This window comes from Kitasatospora sp. NPDC053057 (genome assembly GCF_044546945.1).
Taxonomy (GTDB): domain Bacteria; phylum Actinomycetota; class Actinomycetes; order Streptomycetales; family Streptomycetaceae; genus Kitasatospora.
Genome location: NZ_JBITZP010000003.1, coordinates 151777 through 167908 on the forward strand (window position 1 = coordinate 151777; position 16132 = coordinate 167908).

Sequence of the window (16132 nt, forward strand, 5' to 3'; positions counted from 1 at the left end):
GTGCTCCTCGTTCTGGTCCCGGCCGCCGATCGGCGGCCGGTGCTGAGTCAGTTCTGCTGGGTGGTCGGCCGGTGGAGCAGCTGGCGGGCGAGCATCACGTCCACGTCGTCGCGCTCGCGGACCAGGTGCGCCCGCCCGTCCAGGACGAGAACCTCGGCCGGGTAGCCGTGGCTCAGGAAGTGCACCGGCGAGGCGGTCGGCCCGTACGCGCCGGAGCGCTGCACGCCGATCAGCTCGCCGGGCCGCAACGGCGGCATCGGCACCTTCTTGCCGATCACGTCGTTGGGCGTGCAGAGCGGGCCGGTGATGTGCCAGGGCTCGGTGGCCGGCTCGTCCAGCCGCTCCAGCGCGGCCATCGGGAAGTTGCGCTTGACGTACGAGCCGATGCCGACCGCCGCCATGTGGTGGTTGGTGCCGCCGTCGGTGACCGCGAAGTTCTCGCCCATCGAGGTCTTGGTGTAGCGCACCCGGGTCACGTAGGTGCCGGACGCGGCGACCAGGAAGCGGCCCAGCTCCATGATCAGCCGGGTGTCGGGGTGCCGCTCGGCGAAGGCCTCGATCAGCGGGTTGAGCCCGGTGGCCAGCACGGCGACGTCGAGGTCCTTCTCGTTGTCGAAGTAGGCGATGCCGAGGCCGCCGCCGACGTCCACCGTCTCCAGCGGGAAGTCCAGTTCGGCGGAGAGCCGCTCGGCCAGGTCGAAGATCCGCCGGGTGTTCTCGACCACCGACTCCTCGGAGAGGATCCGGGTGCCCAGGTAGACCTGGATGCCCATCAGCCGCAGGTTCGGGTGGCGCGCGGCCAGGCCCTTGCCCTCGGCCAGCAGCAGCTCCTCGTCGGTGCCGAACTGGCGCGGCTTGCCGCCCATGGTCAGGCCCGAACCCTTCACCTGGAAGCTCGGGTTGACCCGCAGCGCGACCCGCGCGGTGACGCCGCGCTCGCGGGCCAGCTCGTCGATCAGGCCCAGCTCCTCGACCGACTCGCAGACGATCGCGTGGATGTCCTCGTCCAGACAGGCCGCCACCTCGGCGCGGCTCTTGCCCGGGCCCAGGAAGATGATGTCCTGCGGGCGCACCCCGGCCCGGCGGGCGGTGACCAGCTCGGTCAGCGAGGACACCTCGGCGCGGGCGCCGCAGCTGTGCAGCAGCGCGCAGATGGAGATGTTGGGGTTGGCCTTCAGCGAGTAGAAGACCTCCATCGCGGGGTGCAGCGCCTCGCGCAGGCCCCGGAAGCGGGTGGTGATCTCCTCGCCGTCGTACAGGTACAGCGGGGTGCCGAACTCCTCGGCCAGCTCGGTGATCCCGAGGCCCTGCACCTCGAATGCGACGCTCACGCTCAGCTCCGTTCCGGGAAGGCCGCGAGGCGGCTGGTGATGTCGGTGTCGATCGCCGCGATCTCCTCGTCGGAGGCGCCGACCAGCACGCCGTACAGCCGGCCCTCGAAGCCGTTCTCGGTGCTGGTGGCGGCGGCCGCGGCGGCGTTCACCGTGGCGTAGTTGTTGACGAACAGGCCGCGCCGGCGCGCGCCCTGACCGGTCAGCAGTAGCCCGTCCAACACCTCGGCCAGCTCGGCGAAGGGCAGCGGACGGGTCAGCCGCAGCGGGTAGTGGCGGGCGACTGCGACGTCCTCGGGCCCGGCCAGACCGCCCTCGTGCACCACGTTCTGGTACGTGGACATGTTGTTGCGGGCGTTGATCTCGATCACCGGGTACAGGCCCTCGTCAGGGTCGACCATCGCGTCCACGCCGACCACGCCGTAGTAGCCGTCCGCGGCGAGCCGCGCGCCGAGCCGCAGCGCGGTGTCGGCGATCTGGGCGACCTGCTGGTCGGAGAGCCGGGCCGGGATGCGGTGGCCCTTGTGCACGCCGCCCTCGGTGAGCAGCTCCTTGACGAAGTCGAAGTGCACCGAGCCGTCCTGGCCCACGGTGAACTGGTAGTTGAGGTCGCAGCGCTTGGCGACCCATTCCTCGATCACCAGCGCGGTGCGCGGTGCCCCGCCCTCGGCCTTGGTGGCCTTTTGGACGGCCATCCGGTGCAACCGACCCAGCCGGGCCGCGCTGTCCAGTACGACGATGCCCTTGCCGGACACCCCGAAGGCGTCCTTGAGTACCACCTTGCGCCCGGCATCGAGCAGTTCGCCGGCTGCGGCGACCGCCTCGGCCAGCTCCTCCAGGGTCTCACAGGCCCAGCCGCGGGCCTGGCGGATGCCCAGCTCGTCGGAGAGCCGGCGGCTGTACACCTTGCTGTTGACCCGCTTGCAGACCGCGGCGGAGGGCGCACCCAGCGGCAGGCCGGTGCGGGCGGACAGCTCCTCCTCGACGGTGGAGATGCCGTGCGCGGTCAGCCGGGCCCCCTCGGCGGTGAGGGCGGCGAGGGCCTGCAGCAGGGCGGGGTCGGCGAGGGCGTCCTCGCTGACGGTGCGCTGCGGGTCCTGGTCGGCCACCACGTGCACGGTGGGCAGTTCGAGGCCGAGGCCCTCCAGGTAGCCGCGGTAGCCCTGGTCCAGTGCGGTCTTCAGCACGACGTGGTCGTTCTTGCCGCCGAGCAGCAGTGCGAACTCGTCCATCCGGTTGACCACCGCGCTGCCCGCGTGCGAGGCGACCCGGGGCAGTGCGGGCTCGCCGAGCGCCCAGTGGTTCTCCACCTCGAAGTTGCCCAGGAGCGCCAGCGGGGTGTCCGCGGATCCGGTCACCGCGCGCTTGAGCCGCGCGGTGAACCCGGCGGAGGGAAGGTGCATGTCGACCTCGTCCATTCTTGTGTGCGTGCTGCAGGTTCCGTCAGGGCTTCAGTGCTCGAAGACCATGGCGGCGAAGGTCGCCCCGAGCCCCACGCTGGTCATCAGGTAGCGGTCGCCGGGCTGCAGCCGGCCCAGCCCGGTGGCCTTCTGCAGGTTGATGAAGGGGTCGGCGCAGAAGCAGTGGCCGGACTCGCCGACCATGTCCAGGAAGACCTTGTCGAGCGGCAGCCCGAGCTCCTTGCAGACGCCGATCCAGGACAGCCGGTTGACGTTGTGCGGCAGCACCAGCGCCAACTCGTCCAGCCCGCAGGCGGCTTCGGCCAGGGCGGCGTGGATCACCTCGCACAGGCCCGGCCCGTACAGGTCCTGGAACTCCTTGGCGGCGCTCTCGCTCATGATGAACTCGTCGCCGAACCGGGTGTACGTGCGAGCCGCGTAGCCGATCATCCGGTCCGAGCCGGAGCGGTCCGCGCTCACCAGGAAGGCCGCGGTGCCCTCACCCATGACGGTGACATCCGGGATGGACTGGGTGTGGGTGGTGCAGGCCTTCTCCCCGGCCACCACCAGCGCGAGCGCCTCCGGGTCCGGGTCGGCGGCGAGCAGTGTGCCGGCCATGTCCACGGCGAGCAGCCCGGAGGCGCATGCGTGGTGCGAGACGACGAACGCGGCGGCGTGCTCCAGGCCGAGCTCGGCCTGGAGCGGCCCGAGCGAGGTCATCGGGTACGGCAGCGGCGAGGGCATGGTGCGTGCCTGCAGGACGTACTTGACGCGCTGTTCCTGGCCGCGGAGCTCGACCAGCTTGGCCGCGGCGCGCAGCAGCAGCTCGGTTTCGGTGGCCGCCGGGTCGCGGCACACCTCGGCGAGCCCGTAGAAGCGCTGGTAACGCCGCAACTGGACGTCCGTCAGCTGGAGTTCCTGTTGGAAGCGGGCGATCGGGATGGTGTCGGGAAGGCAGCTAGCGACCGCCGTGATCGACGTCATGCCCACTACGGTCGCGCGCGGCGCTGACGCTCAGCTGACGCTGCGCTGACCGCCTGGGGCTCGGACGCTCCCGATCGCCGCTACCTCGCCTCTTTTTTTGCCCGGCTCACCGGGTGGCGTGTCACCGGGCGGCGTGGCGTATCGCGTCCAGGGCGAGGGCGGCCGCGGCGAGTGCGGCGGCCAGGCCCGCGACCGCGAGCGGGGCCGGGGCGCGCTCCCCGGAGACGCCGAGGAAGTCCAGCCCGGAGACGTGGTTGATCATCCCGTACCAGAGCAGCGGGTAGACGGTCTGGAACAGCCGCGGTCCGCGGGTGAGGCTGCCGCAGAGCAGCGCCAGGGCGGGGATCAGCAGAGCACCCGCAAGAGCCCCGGCCGCTGCCCGGGGCTGCCCGGCACCAGCCAGTCGCAGAGCAGGTACGGCCGCCACCGCCAGCGCCGGGACGGTCCCGGCGAGCAGCCCGGCCAGCCCCCGGCGAAGCGGGGACGGGCAGGCGTCGAGCAGCTGGTCGATGCTGCCGCCGTCGGCTCGGTGGCCCATCCGGGACCAGAGCAGCACCGGCCAGAGCATCGCGAACGGCAGCACCGCGTGGCTCGGCCCGTCCGGGGTGACGGCGGCCGCCGCCATCGCGAGCACGGCCACCCCGGCCCACCACAGCCGCTGCCCCCGCACCAGGATCCGCAGCTCCCCGAGCAGCGCGTCGGACCCGATGTGCCCCTGGCGGGGAGCGGTCAGCCGGGTCGGGTCCGGGGTGAAGCCCGCCGGGTCGGCCGGGGACGCCGCCGAGCCCGCGGCCGGACCGTCCGGACCGTCCGGACCGTCCGGACCGTCCGGACGGTCCGGACGGTCCGGACGGTCCGGACGGGCGGCCCCGTCTGACCCGGCGCCCGGGTGGGCCTGGGGCCCGTCGAAGCGCCGGAACCACAGCGCCCCGAGCAGCGCGATCCCCGCCGCCGCACTGACCAGCAGCACCCCCGTCGCCGCCGGTCCGTACGCCTCGCCCGGCCCGAGGCCGGGCCAGTCGAAGGTGCCGAGCACCCGGTTGTCCGCCGTCAGGCCCACGCCGAACTCCACCCCGTCGACCGGTCGCCCGCCGGCCGCGAGCACCTCCCGGATCGAGGCGGTGATCCGCCGCATGCCCAGTAGGTCCGGCCCGCCGCCGGCCTGCGCGCCCAGTACGACGACCAGCCAGACCGCGAACCAGACCGCGGCCCCCAGCCCGCCGCGCAGCCCGGGCACGGTGTCGAAGAGCACCGCGCACCCGGCGACCGCCGCCAGCAGCGGCAGCGTGACCAGGACGTACGGCAGCAGCAGCCGCACCACGTCCACCCGGTCGGAGTCGCCCTTGATCAGCTGCACCGCGAGCGCCGTCCCGGCCAGTGCGAGCAGCATGGAGCCGAACAGCATCAGGTTGCTGACGAACTTGCCCGCCAGGTACCCGGTCCGGCTCAAAGGGGTGGCGGCGAGGAGCCGGCCGACGCCGCTCTGCTCGTCCCGCCCGATGGCGCCCCGGGCGATCCCGAAGCCCGCCAGGGAGAGCCAGACCGCACCGCCGAGCGCCGTCACCGTCCCCACGTAGCCGCTGGTGTAGCGGCCGTGCAGGTCCGTCACCTGGAACACCTCCCAGCGGGAGTCGCCCACCGGCGCGGCCAGCAGCCCGAGCGCGAGCGTGCCGAGCAGCACGACCAGGTAACCGGGCCGCCGTCGGCGCTCCCGGAAGTCGGCCAGGGCCAGTGCCCCGATGCGCGTCACCATGCCGCCACCTGCTCCGTCGCGGCCCGGTCGGAGGTGAGCAGCAGGTACGCGTCCTCCAACCGGGGCGGTACCGGCCGCGCCTCGGCGGCGGGCGCGTGCCGGGACAGCACGCGCGCCCGGACGCCCTGCGGGGTGCGGGTGGTGCCGCCGAGCAGGAACCGCGAGCGCAGCAGCGGGATTCGGTCGGCCGGGACGGTCAGCTCCCAGACCGAGTCCTCGGCGCTGCGCAGCAGTTCCTCCGCGCTGCCGTGGTGCAGCAGCCGCCCGCCGCCCATCACGGCGATCCGGTCGGCGGTGGCCGCCACGTCCGGGACGATGTGGGTGGAGAGCACGACGATCCGCTCGGCGCCGAGCCCGCTCAGCAGGCTGCCGAAGCGGAGCCGCTCCTCCGGGTCGAGCCCGACCGTCGGCTCGTCCACGATCAGCAGCGCCGGGTCGTTGAGCAGCGCCTGGGCTATGCCGACCCGCTGGCGCATCCCGCCGGACATCGCGCCCAGCCGCTGCCCGGCCGCGCCCGAGAGGTTGACCAGTTCGAGCAGTTCCTCGATCCGGGCCCGGGCGGGGCGCCGCCGCAGTCCTTTGGCGGCGGCCAGGTAGGCGAGGAACTCGCGGGCGGTGAGCTGCGGGTAGACGCCGAAGTCCTGCGGCAGGTAGCCGACGGTGCGGCGCAGTGGCCCGGGCCGGCGAGCGATGTCCACCCCCTCCCACAGCACCCGCCCCGAGGTGGGCCGGGTGACCGTGGCCAGGATGCGCATCAGGCTCGACTTGCCGGCGCCGTTGGCACCGAGCAGGCCGAGCACGCCGGGCCGGAGCGTCAGCGTGAAGGAGTCCACGGCGCGCTTGCCGCCGCGGTACTCCTTGGTGAGGTCGAGGATCTGGAGTTCGGTCACGACCGAAATGCTTCCGTCCGGGCCGCTTCCGCACATCTGCCGTTCGGCAGATATCCGAGGGCTTCCGACGCGGAAAACGCCTGAGGGGTGGGCCTTTCGGCACACCCCTCAGGTCATCTGATCCGATGTCATGTCCGGTTGAGCTCGGGCAGCTCCGGCCGGACCTGGTCAGGTCTGGTCGGACCGCGTCAGTCCTCGTCGCCGAAGTCGCCCCCGGCGTCGCTCCCGTCCGGGGTGCCGCTGAGCGCGTACCCCTGGCGGCGCGCCTCGTAGCAGGCCACCGTCGCGGCCGCCGAGACGTTCAGCGAGCCGACCCGGCCCAGCTGCGGCACGAACACCACCTGGTCGCAGAGCGCCAGCGCCTCGGGCGTGATCCCGCGGTCCTCGTGCCCGAGCACGAAGGCCACCGCCGGGGTCAGCTCGGCGGCGAACATCGGCACCGCCTCGTCCGCCAGCTCCAGCCCGACCACCTTGAAGCCGTCCGCCTTCGCGGCCGCGACCGCCTCGGCGACCGTCGGGAAGTGCTCCACCTTCAGGTACTTGTCGGTGCCCATCGCGGCCTTCTGCGCACCGGTCGAGCGCACCGACGGGGTGTCCCCGATCAGGTACAGCTTCTCGGCGCCCATCGCCGCCCCGGTCCGGACCACCGAGCCGACGTTGAACGGCGACTGCAGGTTCTCCAGGATCATCGCGAGCCGGAACTCGTTGCTGCGCCGCCACGAGCGGTGCAGTCGCTTCAGTTCGGTCCCGCGCAGCTGCTTCACGACGTCGTTCCCCGTCCACTCTTCGAGCCCTCGCCCGCATCCGGGCGGGGCCGTGCTTCCAGAATCCGGAACCCGTTGACCGACGTGACCCGGGAGGTCGGGTAGCCCTGATCGTTGAGCCACTTCTGCAGCGAGTCCGAGCCCAGGTGCTTCTGCACCACGAGGAACGCCGAGCCGTCCGGGGTCAGCCGGCCGAGCCAGCGTGTCAGCAGACTGCGCAGCTCGGCCTTGCCGATCCGGATCGGCGGGTTGGAGTAGATGGTGGCGAACCTGAGGTCCTCGGGGACGTCGTCCGGCAGCGCGGCCTGGACGTTGCCCAGCCGCAGCGCCTCGGCGTTCAGCCGGACCAGCTCCAGCGCGCGCTCGTTGACGTCCACCGCCCACACCGGCAACCGCTTGCGCCGGGTCGCCCAGGTCAGGGCGATCGGGCCGTAGCCGCAGCCGACGTCCAGGATCGGGCCCCGCACCCGCGGCTGCGGGGCGTGCTCCAGCAGGATCCGGGTGCCCGGGTCGAGCCGACCGTGTGAGAACACCCCGGTGTCGGTGGTCAGTTCGAGGGTCAGGTCCGGCAGTGAGACCGTGATCGGCCGGCGCTCGCTGGCGACCTCGGGTGCACTGGAGAAGTAGTGCGAGCCGGACATCGTTTCCCCGTCGTTGGTATGGGCCTCGGGGCCACCGGGTGGGTGTGGGTAAGCCCTGGGTACGGCACCGATCGTACCCCCGGTGGCCTGCGGCGCGTCCCGCACGGCCCCGCGGCGCGGGCCCGCCGGGGCCGCCGGGGGCTCACCGGGGCCGGGGCGGGCGGGTCCGGCTGCCGCGGTTACCGCGTGCCCCGGGTCTTGCGGGTGGCGATGTTGATCCGGTTCCAGGTGTTGATGGTGAAGCACACCGAGATCAGCTGCGCCAGCTCCGTCTCCGCGAAGTGCTCGGCGGCCCGGGCGTACACCGCGTCCGAGACCCCGCCGCCGATCCGCACGATCTCCTCGGCCACCGCCAGCGCGGCCCGCTCGCGCTCGCTGTACACCCCGTCCGGGGCCTCGTGCCAGACCGGCAGGAGGTGGATGCGCTCGTCGGTCTCGCCGGCCTTGCGGGCGTCCTTGGCGTGCATGTCCAGGCAGTACGCGCAGTTGTTCAGCTGCGAGGTGCGCATCTGCACCAGCTCGACCAGCGCCGGGTCCAGGCCCTCGCGGGCGGCGGCGTCCAGGGCGATCATCGCGCGGAACACCTTGGGGACGGTGCGGGCGTAGTCGAGGCGGGCGGGGGCGGTGGTGATCTCGTTCGTCGTCATGACTACGACCCTAGGAGTGGAATGCACCCGTGCCATGGGTCATTTCCGAGCAGGATTCACGGGTCAATTCGGGACGGCGATACGGCCCGGACAACACGCCGGAGCGGCCCCGGCGCGTCGCGTCCGCGCGCCCGGCGACGGATACTGCCAGTACGCCATCCGGGCCCTGGGAGTCTCCCGACAGTGAGGACGGACACCATGCCGCAGGACCACGAGGACTACCTGATCGACGAGACCGCCGAGACCGTCGAGCCCGACGAGGAGGAGGCCACCGGCGACGAGTACGACGAGGTCGCCGAGCGCCGGGCCCTCGGCGCGGACCCGGCCACCGACGTCGCGGACGCCGCCGAGCAGAACCGGATCGTCCAGCTCGACGAGGACGACTACCGCGAGTAGACCGCCCGGCCCGCAGCCTCCTACAGCGCCTTGCGGCCCGCAGCCTTCTACAGCGCCTTGCGGCGCTGCAGCCAGGTCATCGCCGCCCAGCCCGGCAGCACCGGCAGGATCAGCGTCAGCAGCCGGAACAGCGCCACCGCCGCCACCGCACCGCCCTCCTCCATCGACGCGGTCTGCTGCAGCCCGAACACCAGCGCCCCGTCCACCGCGCCGGCCCCGCCCGGGGTCGGCGCGGCGTTGCCCGCCGCGTTGCCCACCAGGAACACCACCGCCACCGAGGCGAAGGACGGCTCCCGGCCGATCGCCAGGGCGCAGCAGTACAGGCAGGCGATCAGGCAGAGCGACACCAGCAGCTGTCCGGCCACCCCCACCGCCAGCCGCCCGGGGTTGCGCAGCAGGTCCAGCAACCGCGGCAGCACCTCGGCCGTCAACGGCCGCAGCCGCGCCGCCAGCCACCGCCGGGCGGGCGGGATCGACCACACCACCGCCAGCAGCACCGCGGCCACCACCAGCCCGACGACCACGGCGGGCAGCGCCTCCAGCTCCGAACCGCCCGGCTGCGCGTCCACCAGGTAGACGAAGGCCCCCAGCTGCAGCAGGTGCAGCACCAGCCCGATCAACTGACCCACCCCGACGCTGGACAGCGCCTTCGCGGTCGGGACGTTCGCCTGCTGCAGCAGCCGGGTGTTCAGCGCGATCCCGCCGACGCCCCCGGGCGACACCAGCTTCACGAACGCCCCGGCCAGCTGCGTCAGCACCACGTTGCGGAAGTTCAGCCGCTCCGGCACGAAACCGACGAACCCCATCCCCGCCGCTACGTGGCTCAGCCCCGCCGCCACCACCGCGAGCGCCAGCCACCACGGATCGGCGTCCGCCAGGGCCGCGATCGGGTTGTCCTCGGCCGCGAAGAACTGCGGGATCAGCAGCCACCCGGCCACCACCCCGCCCACCACGGCCAGCAGCGTCCGCGGCCGCAACCGCTCCAGCCGCACCGGCCGCCCCACCACCTCCGGACGGCCGCGCAGCACCTCCGCCCGGATCTCCTCCAGCAACCCGCCGGCCGGGTCGGCTTCGCCGGGGGTGCCCGTCTCCTCGGCCGGAGCCGTCGTCGCCCGGTCGGCTCCGAGCGGGCTGACCGGCGGTGTGGCGTACGACCCGGTGGGGACGGCAGCGCTGCCCGAGCCGCCGTCCCCTCCCGCGGCCGGCCCGGCCCCCGCCGCCGGCGCGCCGCAGGTGGACGGGTCCGCGACCGCCGCCGCCTTCCCGCCCTGGCCGCGCTTGAGCGACTGGCGCGTGGTGCGGGCGAGTGCTATCGGCTGGAGCAGGGGAAGGGCGGCGCCCAGGGGGTCGGGGCCGAGGACGCTGGTGGCGGTGCGGACGGAACGGGAGGCGCCGGCGCGGAGGGCGAGGGTGGTGAGGAGCTGGGCGAGGTCGCAGCGCAGGACGAGTTCGCTCGCCGCGATGTCGCCGTCGGCGAAGTCGACCAGGTGGACCGCGCCGGTGTCGTCGACCAGCAGGGAGGACGGGACGAGGGCACGGTGGGCGATCTCGCGGCGCTGGAGCAGGGCGAGCTGGCCCCAGGCGTCGGTGAGGAGTTCGTCGGTGATCTCCGCGTCGTCGAGCTGGTCGAGCGTGCGTCCGGCCAGGTGCTCGTACGCGATCAGGGCGGTGTCGTGGCCGAGGCCCGCGGTGGCGGCGATGCGACGGGTGCGCACTCCGGCGGCGAGGGCCGCGTACGTGACCAGGGCCTCGTGTTCCAGCCCGGTGCGCGGTGAGCGCAGTGCGCGGGGGTGGGGGGCGGTGCGCAGTCGCAGGCGGCGCCAGGCGCGTCGGACGGCGGCGGCGGTGACGGCCTGCCGGTCGAGGAGCTGGACGTCGAGGTCGGGCTGTTGCTCGGCCTGCCGGATCCGGTAGCGGTCCGGTCCGGCGGGGGTGGCCTCGATCGGCCGCAGCCCGCTGTCCCGCAGGGCGCGCAGGACTTCCCCGGGCCTCGGCCGCGGGTCCGGGGTGCCGACGGCGTACAGGGTGCCGTGGGCGCCGGTCCAGCCGATCAGCAGGCCGAGCAGCAGCGCGGTGGGGGTGGCGTACCCGCCGGCCAGTCCGGCGAGGCCGGAGAGTGCGAGGACGGCCCAGGGCAGGCGCCGTTCGCGGCTGCCGGAGGCGGTCATGAAGGCGAGGACCGGTGCGAGGTAGCCGTAGACCGGTTCGGTGTGCCCGAGCACGTCGCCGGGCAGCCGCTGGGTGAGTGCGGTGAGCAGCGAGGTCGGGGCGAGGTCGTCGGCCCACAGGTCCAGGGCGAGGGTGGCGCCGTAGGCGGTGACGGCGGCGAGCAGGCCGTCGGAGACCTGTTGGAGGGCGCGCCGCCGGTCCGGGCCGAGCAGCCGGCGGACGGCGAGCCCGACGGGCAGCAGCAGGACGGCGGCGGTGGTGAGCCCGCCGGCCAGGCCGGCCAGCGGCCGCGGCACCAGTGTGGCGGCCTCCGCGACGTCGGCGGCGAAGCCCCCGGTGGTGGCCCGGGCGTAGTCGGCGAGCAGCAGGGTGAGCGCGATCGCGAGCAGGCCGGTGAGCAGCCGGATCAGGGCGACGGGCTGCCGGATCCGGCCGGCGTCGGACAGCGGTCGGGCCCGCCGTCGCTCGCCGCCCGGCTGCCCGGGTGCGCCTGTGCCGTTGCCCGGCTGCTCGGGTATGCCCCCGCTGGTATCCGGCCGTCCGACCGGGGCCGTACCGCCGCCCCCGCCGGTGTCGCCGTTCGTTCTCCCCGTCACGATCGCCACGGGTGGCATGCTCCCATGCCACCCGTGGGCACGGAGCGGGGATCCGGCGGCCGTCCGTCAGGCCTGCCGGGTCGGCAGCACCACCTGGTGGCGCAGGTTGACGTGCCGGGGGCGGCTGACGGTGTAGGCGATGAGGTCCGCCACGTCCTCCGCGGCGAGCGCCGGGATGGCCGCGAACATGCCGCCGAGCTGCTCCCGCAGTGCGGGGTTGTCGATGTGCCCGCCGAGCTCGGTGTCGGTCAGGCCGGGCTCGATGGCGCTGACCCGGACGTCGCGCGGGCCGAGTTCGGAGCGCAGGGCGGCGGACAGCTGGGTGAGTGCGGCCTTGGTGGCGCCGTACACCGCGTAGTCGGGGAAGACCACGTGGGAGGCGATGGAGGAGACGTTGACCAGGTCGGCGGTGCGGCCGTCGGCGGCGGCCGCGGTGAGATCGGCGGTGAAGGCGCGGACGATCCGCAGGGCGCCGGTGAGGTTGGTGTCGATCATCCGGGTCCACTCGTCGATCCGGCCGTCGGCGAGCGGGTTGGGCAGCATCACGCCGGCGTTGTTGACCACCAGGTCGGCCGGGCCGTACGCGTCGTGGACGGCTGCGGCGGCCGCGTCGACCGAGCCCTGGTCGGTGATGTCGGCGGTGACGGCGAGGGCCTGCCCGCCGGCCGCGGCGATCTCGGCGGCGAGCGCCTCGATCCGGTCGGTGCGGCGGGCGAGCAGCGCGACCCGGGCACCGTTGGCGGCGAGCAGCCGGGCGGTGGCGGCACCCATGCCGCTGGCGGCTCCGGTGACGACGGCGGTGCGGGTGGCGAGGGCGGGGTAGCTCATCGGGGACTCCTGGAACGGTCGGCGGGCTGACGTCGACCACTCTGCGCCGGTGCCGCGCGCTCACCCAGGGCCGCGTCCTTCCCGGGAACCCCCTACCCGGGAAGTCCTTTCCTGGGAAAGGCGGTACCACCCTCGCGCCGCCCGCCCGGAGCTACCCTGCCTGGCATGGAGAACACCCTGGGGGACTTCCTCCGCTCGCGCCGGGCCCGGATCCAGCCGGAGGAGGTGGGCCTGCCCGCGCACGGCCGCCGCCGGGTGCAGGGCCTGCGCCGGGAGGAGGTGGCGCAGCTCGCCGGGGTGAGCGTGGACTACTACATCCGGCTGGAGCAGGGCCGCGGCGGCAGCGCCTCGGACGCGGTGCTGGACGCGGTGGCCCGGGTGCTGCGGCTGGACGAGGTGGAGGCGGCGCACCTGCGCTCGCTGAACCGCCCGCCGAAGGCCGCGGCCGGCCGGGCTCGTGGGGACCGGAAGGTCCGCCCGGGGACGCGGCTGCTGCTGGACCTGATGACCGGGGTGCCGGCCTTCGTGCTGGGACGCCGGATGGACGTCCTGGCCTGGAACGCGCTGGGCGACGCGGTGAACGGTTTCTCCGACCGCGCGGGCGCCACGGCGGGTTCGCCGCTCAACCAGGCCAGGGACGCCTTCCTCGACCCCGCCGCCCGCGACTTCTACCCCCAGTGGGACGCCGTCGCCGCGGAGACCGTCGCCCAGCTGCGCCGGGACGCCGGACTGCACCCCGACGACCCGGCCCTGGCCGCCCTGGTGGGCGAACTGTCGCTGCGCAGCGAGGAGTTCCGTCGGCTCTGGGCGGATCACCTGGTGCGGGAGAAGACCAGCGGCGTGAAGCTGCTCCGGCACCCGCTGGTGGGCGAGCTCGAGTTCGGCTACGAGACCCTGACCGTCAACGGTTCGCCGGACCAGGTGCTGGTCGTCTACACCGCCCCGCCGGACTCGCCCACCGCGCAGAAGCTGGCCCTGCTGGCCAGTTGGACGGCCCCCGGCGCGGCTCCCGGTGTTGCGCCCGCCGCGCCCCCCACCCCGGACGCGTCCTGAAGCGGCGGCCCGGCCCGGGCCGTCATAGCCTTCGACCATGAGCGCCTGCGAAGACCTCGCCGTGGCCCCCCGGGACATCGATCCCCGCCCACCCGCCGACGGCTGCGCCGACTGCCTCGCCCAGGGCCGTCGGGACTGGGTGCACCTGCGGATCTGCCTGGACTGCGGCCACATCGGCTGCTGCGACTTCTCGCCGCAGCGGCACGCCACCGCGCACTTCCACGACACCTCCCACCCGGTGATCCGCTCGTACGAGCCGGGGGAGGACTGGCGCTGGTGCTTCGTCCACGAGGTCATGGGCTGAGCACGCTCCCCGCCTCCGCAGTGCGCCGGCTCGGAAGCCGGGTAAAATCCGGACATAACGCCCGTGCGGCCCCTCCGGTCGGCATCCGTCCGGCCGCGGCCGTCGAAGGGAGGCCGACGATGACCAAGCACACAGCGGGCAGCACCGCCAAGTTCCGCCAGGGCACCCAGGAGCTGCTGGAACGCCGGGGCATGGTGAGCACTCCCAGCCGGCTCGGACCCGAGTCGCGGGCCAGTGCGATGACCGCCGACGTCGGGCACGCCCACGGCGACGCCTTCCGCCACATCGGGCGCGACGTCACGTCCTCGGCGATGTACTCCAACCCGTCGATCCAGGGGGAGCTCAAGGGGCACCGGCACCGCGGAGCGGAGAAGCACTCCGCCCACTGACCGACGGCCCCTCGCCGAAGGCCCCCGGGGGCGGACGCCGCCGGTCCGGCGTCCGCCCCTGACGCGTGCTCAGGGCGCTGCCCCCGTGGGCCCGGGGGTTGTCAGCGAGGTGCGCTACGGTCGTCCCGTTCATCAGCACGCGGCGGCACGACGGGGGCGCACCATGGCCGATGTGATCGCGGAGGAGCCGGTCGAGCTCCGGTTGGAGCGGTACCGGACCGAACTCACCGGCTACTGCTACCGGATGCTGGGCTCGGTCTTCGAGGCCGAGGACGCGGTGCAGGAGACCATGGTCCGGGCCTGGCGCGGGCACAAGGGCTTCGAGGGGCGGGCCGCGCTGCGCTCCTGGCTGTACCGAATAGCCACCAACGTCTGCCTGGACGCGCTGAACGGCCGCAAGGGCCGCGCCCGTCCGATGGACCTCGCCGGCCCGGTGACGGTGGCCACCGCGAGCGACGCCCAGTTGCCCGAGGTGACGTGGATCGGCCCGGCGCCGGACGGCCGGGTGCTCCCCGAGACGGGGGACCCGGCCGAGGTGGCCGCCCAGCGCGAGTCGGTGAAGCTGGCCTTCGTCGCCGTGCTGCAGCGCCTCGCGCCCCGGCAGCGGGCGGTGCTGATCCTGCGCGAGGTGCTCGGCTGGAAGGCCGCCGAGGTGGCCGAACTGCTCGGCGTCACGGTGGCCTCGGTCAACAGCGCGCTGCAGCGGGCACGCGCCGTGCTCGCCGCCGACGCCTCGGCCACCCGCCCGGCCCCCGCGATGGACGAGGCGCACCGGGCGCTGCTGGACCGCTACGTCCGCGCCTTCGAGGCGTACGACATGGACGGCCTGGCCGCGCTGCTGCACGAGGACGTCACGCTCAACATGCCGCCGTTCTCGATGTGGCTGCAGGGGCAGGAGGAGGTCCGGGCGTGGATGCTGGGCCCGGGGCACGGCTGCCGGGGCTCCCGGCTGCTCCCGGTGACGGCCAACGGCGGCCCGGCGCTGGCCCAGTACCGGCCGAGCCCGGCCGGCGGGCACGAGCCGTGGGCGCTGATCGTGCCGGAGGTGTCAGAGGGCCGGATCACCGGGCTCACCAACTTCCTCGACACCGACGTGCTCTTCCCGCTGTTCGGCCTCCCGGCCCGGCTCCCCGCGGAGTAGGCCGGTCAGGGCGGCCGGTTCCACGGCGTCCAGCGGATCGTCCGCTCCCGGCAGCAGCGCCGCGAGCCCGCTGAACGCGAGCAGTTCCCGCAGCGGGCCGCTCGCGTTCAGCAGCACCACGCCCACCCGGTGCCGCCCGGCGGCCAGCCGCAGTCGGGCGAGGGCGTCGACGACGGCCAGGTCGGGGGCGGTCAATGCGCCCAGGTCGCAGGTCAGTACGGCTTCGGCCGCTGTGGTCTCCATGCGGATTGGACCGTCGCGGGGGCGCCGACTCATCGGTCCGGTCCGCATGGCCTCCGAACGGCGGTGGCAGAGTGGGGGGCGACCGAACCGCCCTGCCCCAGGAGGAACACCGTGACGGCTGAGCCCTTGAGATCCCGCGAGGAGTGGCTGGCGTCCCTGCCCCGGATCTACGCGGCGGCGGGCTGCCTGCTGCGCGACGAGTCCGGCCGGATCCTGATCGTGAAGGCCGGGTACCGCGAGCACTGGCAGTTCCCGGGCGGGACGATCGACCTCGGTGAGGGCCCGGTCGAGTGCGCCAAGCGGGAGTTGGAGGAGGAGACCGGCATCGTCAAGGAGACCGGCGACCTGCTGGCCATCTCCTGGACCCACGCCTCGAACGAACTCGACCACCCCGCCCAGCACTTCATGTTCGACTTCGGCACCGTCCCGGACGGCACCCCGGTGACCGTGCCGGCCGGCGAGCTGGACACCCACCGCTGGGCCCCGCCGGCGGAGGCGATGGACCTGCTCGGCCCGGCCCGTTCGGCCCGACTGCGGGCGGCGCTGGAGGCGGCCGTCGACGGCCGGGTCCGGATCGTCACCACCCACGTCTCCGGGTTCTGA

The 16132-nt window shown here is 73.9% G+C and carries 17 protein-coding genes; 6 read left to right on the top strand and 11 right to left on the bottom strand.

Annotation, left to right across the window (positions count from 1 at the left end; translation table 11 throughout):
• Window positions 1-47: 47 nt before the first annotated feature.
• The 8 genes from ACIG5E_RS05280 to ACIG5E_RS05315 all read right to left on the bottom strand — a co-directional run bounded on the left by ACIG5E_RS05280 (window position 48) and on the right by ACIG5E_RS05315 (window position 8410).
• Window positions 48-1331 (bottom strand): type III PLP-dependent enzyme, encoded by a 1284-nt coding sequence (locus ACIG5E_RS05280; protein ID WP_396531570.1) that lies wholly within the window; start codon window positions 1329-1331, stop codon window positions 48-50.
• Window positions 1332-1333: 2 nt separating this feature from the next.
• Window positions 1334-2749, bottom strand: a complete 1416-nt coding sequence (locus tag ACIG5E_RS05285; RefSeq protein ID WP_396531571.1) for an ATP-grasp domain-containing protein — start codon at window positions 2747-2749, stop codon at window positions 1334-1336.
• 33 nt (window positions 2750-2782) lie between these two features.
• Window positions 2783-3715: a 3-oxoacyl-[acyl-carrier-protein] synthase III C-terminal domain-containing protein gene (locus ACIG5E_RS05290; RefSeq protein WP_396531573.1), complete on the bottom strand. Its 933-nt coding sequence runs from the start codon at window positions 3713-3715 to the stop codon at window positions 2783-2785.
• Between the two features lie 121 nt (window positions 3716-3836).
• Window positions 3837-5468, bottom strand: coding sequence for an ABC transporter permease (locus ACIG5E_RS05295; protein WP_396531574.1), 1632 nt, complete (start codon window positions 5466-5468; stop codon window positions 3837-3839).
• A complete protein-coding gene (locus ACIG5E_RS05300; protein WP_396531576.1) occupies window positions 5462-6358 on the bottom strand; it encodes an ABC transporter ATP-binding protein in 897 nt (298 codons plus the stop codon). The genes ACIG5E_RS05295 and ACIG5E_RS05300 overlap by 7 nt, the downstream gene beginning before the upstream one ends.
• 188 nt (window positions 6359-6546) lie before the next feature.
• Window positions 6547-7122, bottom strand: a complete 576-nt coding sequence (locus ACIG5E_RS05305; RefSeq protein WP_396531577.1) for a TrmH family RNA methyltransferase — start codon at window positions 7120-7122, stop codon at window positions 6547-6549.
• Window positions 7119-7763 (bottom strand): class I SAM-dependent methyltransferase, encoded by a 645-nt coding sequence (locus ACIG5E_RS05310; RefSeq protein WP_396531578.1) that lies wholly within the window; start codon window positions 7761-7763, stop codon window positions 7119-7121. Before ACIG5E_RS05310 ends, ACIG5E_RS05305 begins: the two co-directional genes overlap by 4 nt.
• 179 nt (window positions 7764-7942) lie before the next feature.
• Complete coding sequence (locus ACIG5E_RS05315; RefSeq protein WP_396531579.1) at window positions 7943-8410, bottom strand: carboxymuconolactone decarboxylase family protein; 468 nt, start codon at window positions 8408-8410, stop codon at window positions 7943-7945.
• 198 nt (window positions 8411-8608) lie between these two features.
• Here ACIG5E_RS05315 and ACIG5E_RS05320 point away from each other — a divergent pair, with 198 nt between their 5' ends.
• Window positions 8609-8806 carry a hypothetical protein gene (locus tag ACIG5E_RS05320; RefSeq protein WP_396531580.1) on the top strand — a complete coding sequence of 66 codons (198 nt, stop codon included), beginning with the start codon at window positions 8609-8611 and terminating at the stop codon, window positions 8804-8806.
• 47 nt (window positions 8807-8853) lie between these two features.
• Here the strand turns inward: ACIG5E_RS05320 and ACIG5E_RS05325 are convergent, their stop codons facing one another.
• Both ACIG5E_RS05325 and ACIG5E_RS05330 read right to left on the bottom strand, forming a co-directional pair.
• Entirely contained in the window at window positions 8854-11580 is a 2727-nt protein-coding gene (locus tag ACIG5E_RS05325; protein WP_396531581.1) for a YbhN family protein, read from the bottom strand.
• Between the two features lie 57 nt (window positions 11581-11637).
• Window positions 11638-12399 (bottom strand): SDR family oxidoreductase, encoded by a 762-nt coding sequence (locus tag ACIG5E_RS05330; RefSeq protein WP_396531582.1) that lies wholly within the window; start codon window positions 12397-12399, stop codon window positions 11638-11640.
• A gap of 165 nt (window positions 12400-12564) precedes the next feature.
• Between ACIG5E_RS05330 and ACIG5E_RS05335 the strand changes: the two genes are divergently transcribed.
• The 4 genes from ACIG5E_RS05335 (at window position 12565) to ACIG5E_RS05350 (ending at window position 15286) form a co-directional block, all read left to right on the top strand.
• Window positions 12565-13452, top strand: coding sequence for a helix-turn-helix transcriptional regulator (locus ACIG5E_RS05335; RefSeq protein WP_396531583.1), 888 nt, complete (start codon window positions 12565-12567; stop codon window positions 13450-13452).
• A gap of 37 nt (window positions 13453-13489) precedes the next feature.
• Window positions 13490-13756: a UBP-type zinc finger domain-containing protein gene (locus ACIG5E_RS05340; RefSeq protein ID WP_396531584.1), complete on the top strand. Its 267-nt coding sequence runs from the start codon at window positions 13490-13492 to the stop codon at window positions 13754-13756.
• Window positions 13757-13875: 119 nt separating this feature from the next.
• A complete protein-coding gene (locus ACIG5E_RS05345; RefSeq protein ID WP_396531585.1) occupies window positions 13876-14145 on the top strand; it encodes a hypothetical protein in 270 nt (89 codons plus the stop codon).
• Between the two features lie 163 nt (window positions 14146-14308).
• Window positions 14309-15286: a sigma-70 family RNA polymerase sigma factor gene (locus ACIG5E_RS05350; protein ID WP_396531586.1), complete on the top strand. Its 978-nt coding sequence runs from the start codon at window positions 14309-14311 to the stop codon at window positions 15284-15286.
• Here the strand turns inward: ACIG5E_RS05350 and ACIG5E_RS05355 are convergent.
• Window positions 15194-15529 carry a hypothetical protein gene (locus tag ACIG5E_RS05355; protein ID WP_396531587.1) on the bottom strand — a complete coding sequence of 112 codons (336 nt, stop codon included), beginning with the start codon at window positions 15527-15529 and terminating at the stop codon, window positions 15194-15196. The genes ACIG5E_RS05350 and ACIG5E_RS05355 overlap by 93 nt on opposite strands.
• 111 nt (window positions 15530-15640) lie before the next feature.
• On the opposite strand from ACIG5E_RS05355, the gene ACIG5E_RS05360 reads away from it, so the two are divergent.
• Window positions 15641-16132, top strand: coding sequence for an NUDIX domain-containing protein (locus ACIG5E_RS05360; RefSeq protein WP_396531588.1), 492 nt, complete (start codon window positions 15641-15643; stop codon window positions 16130-16132).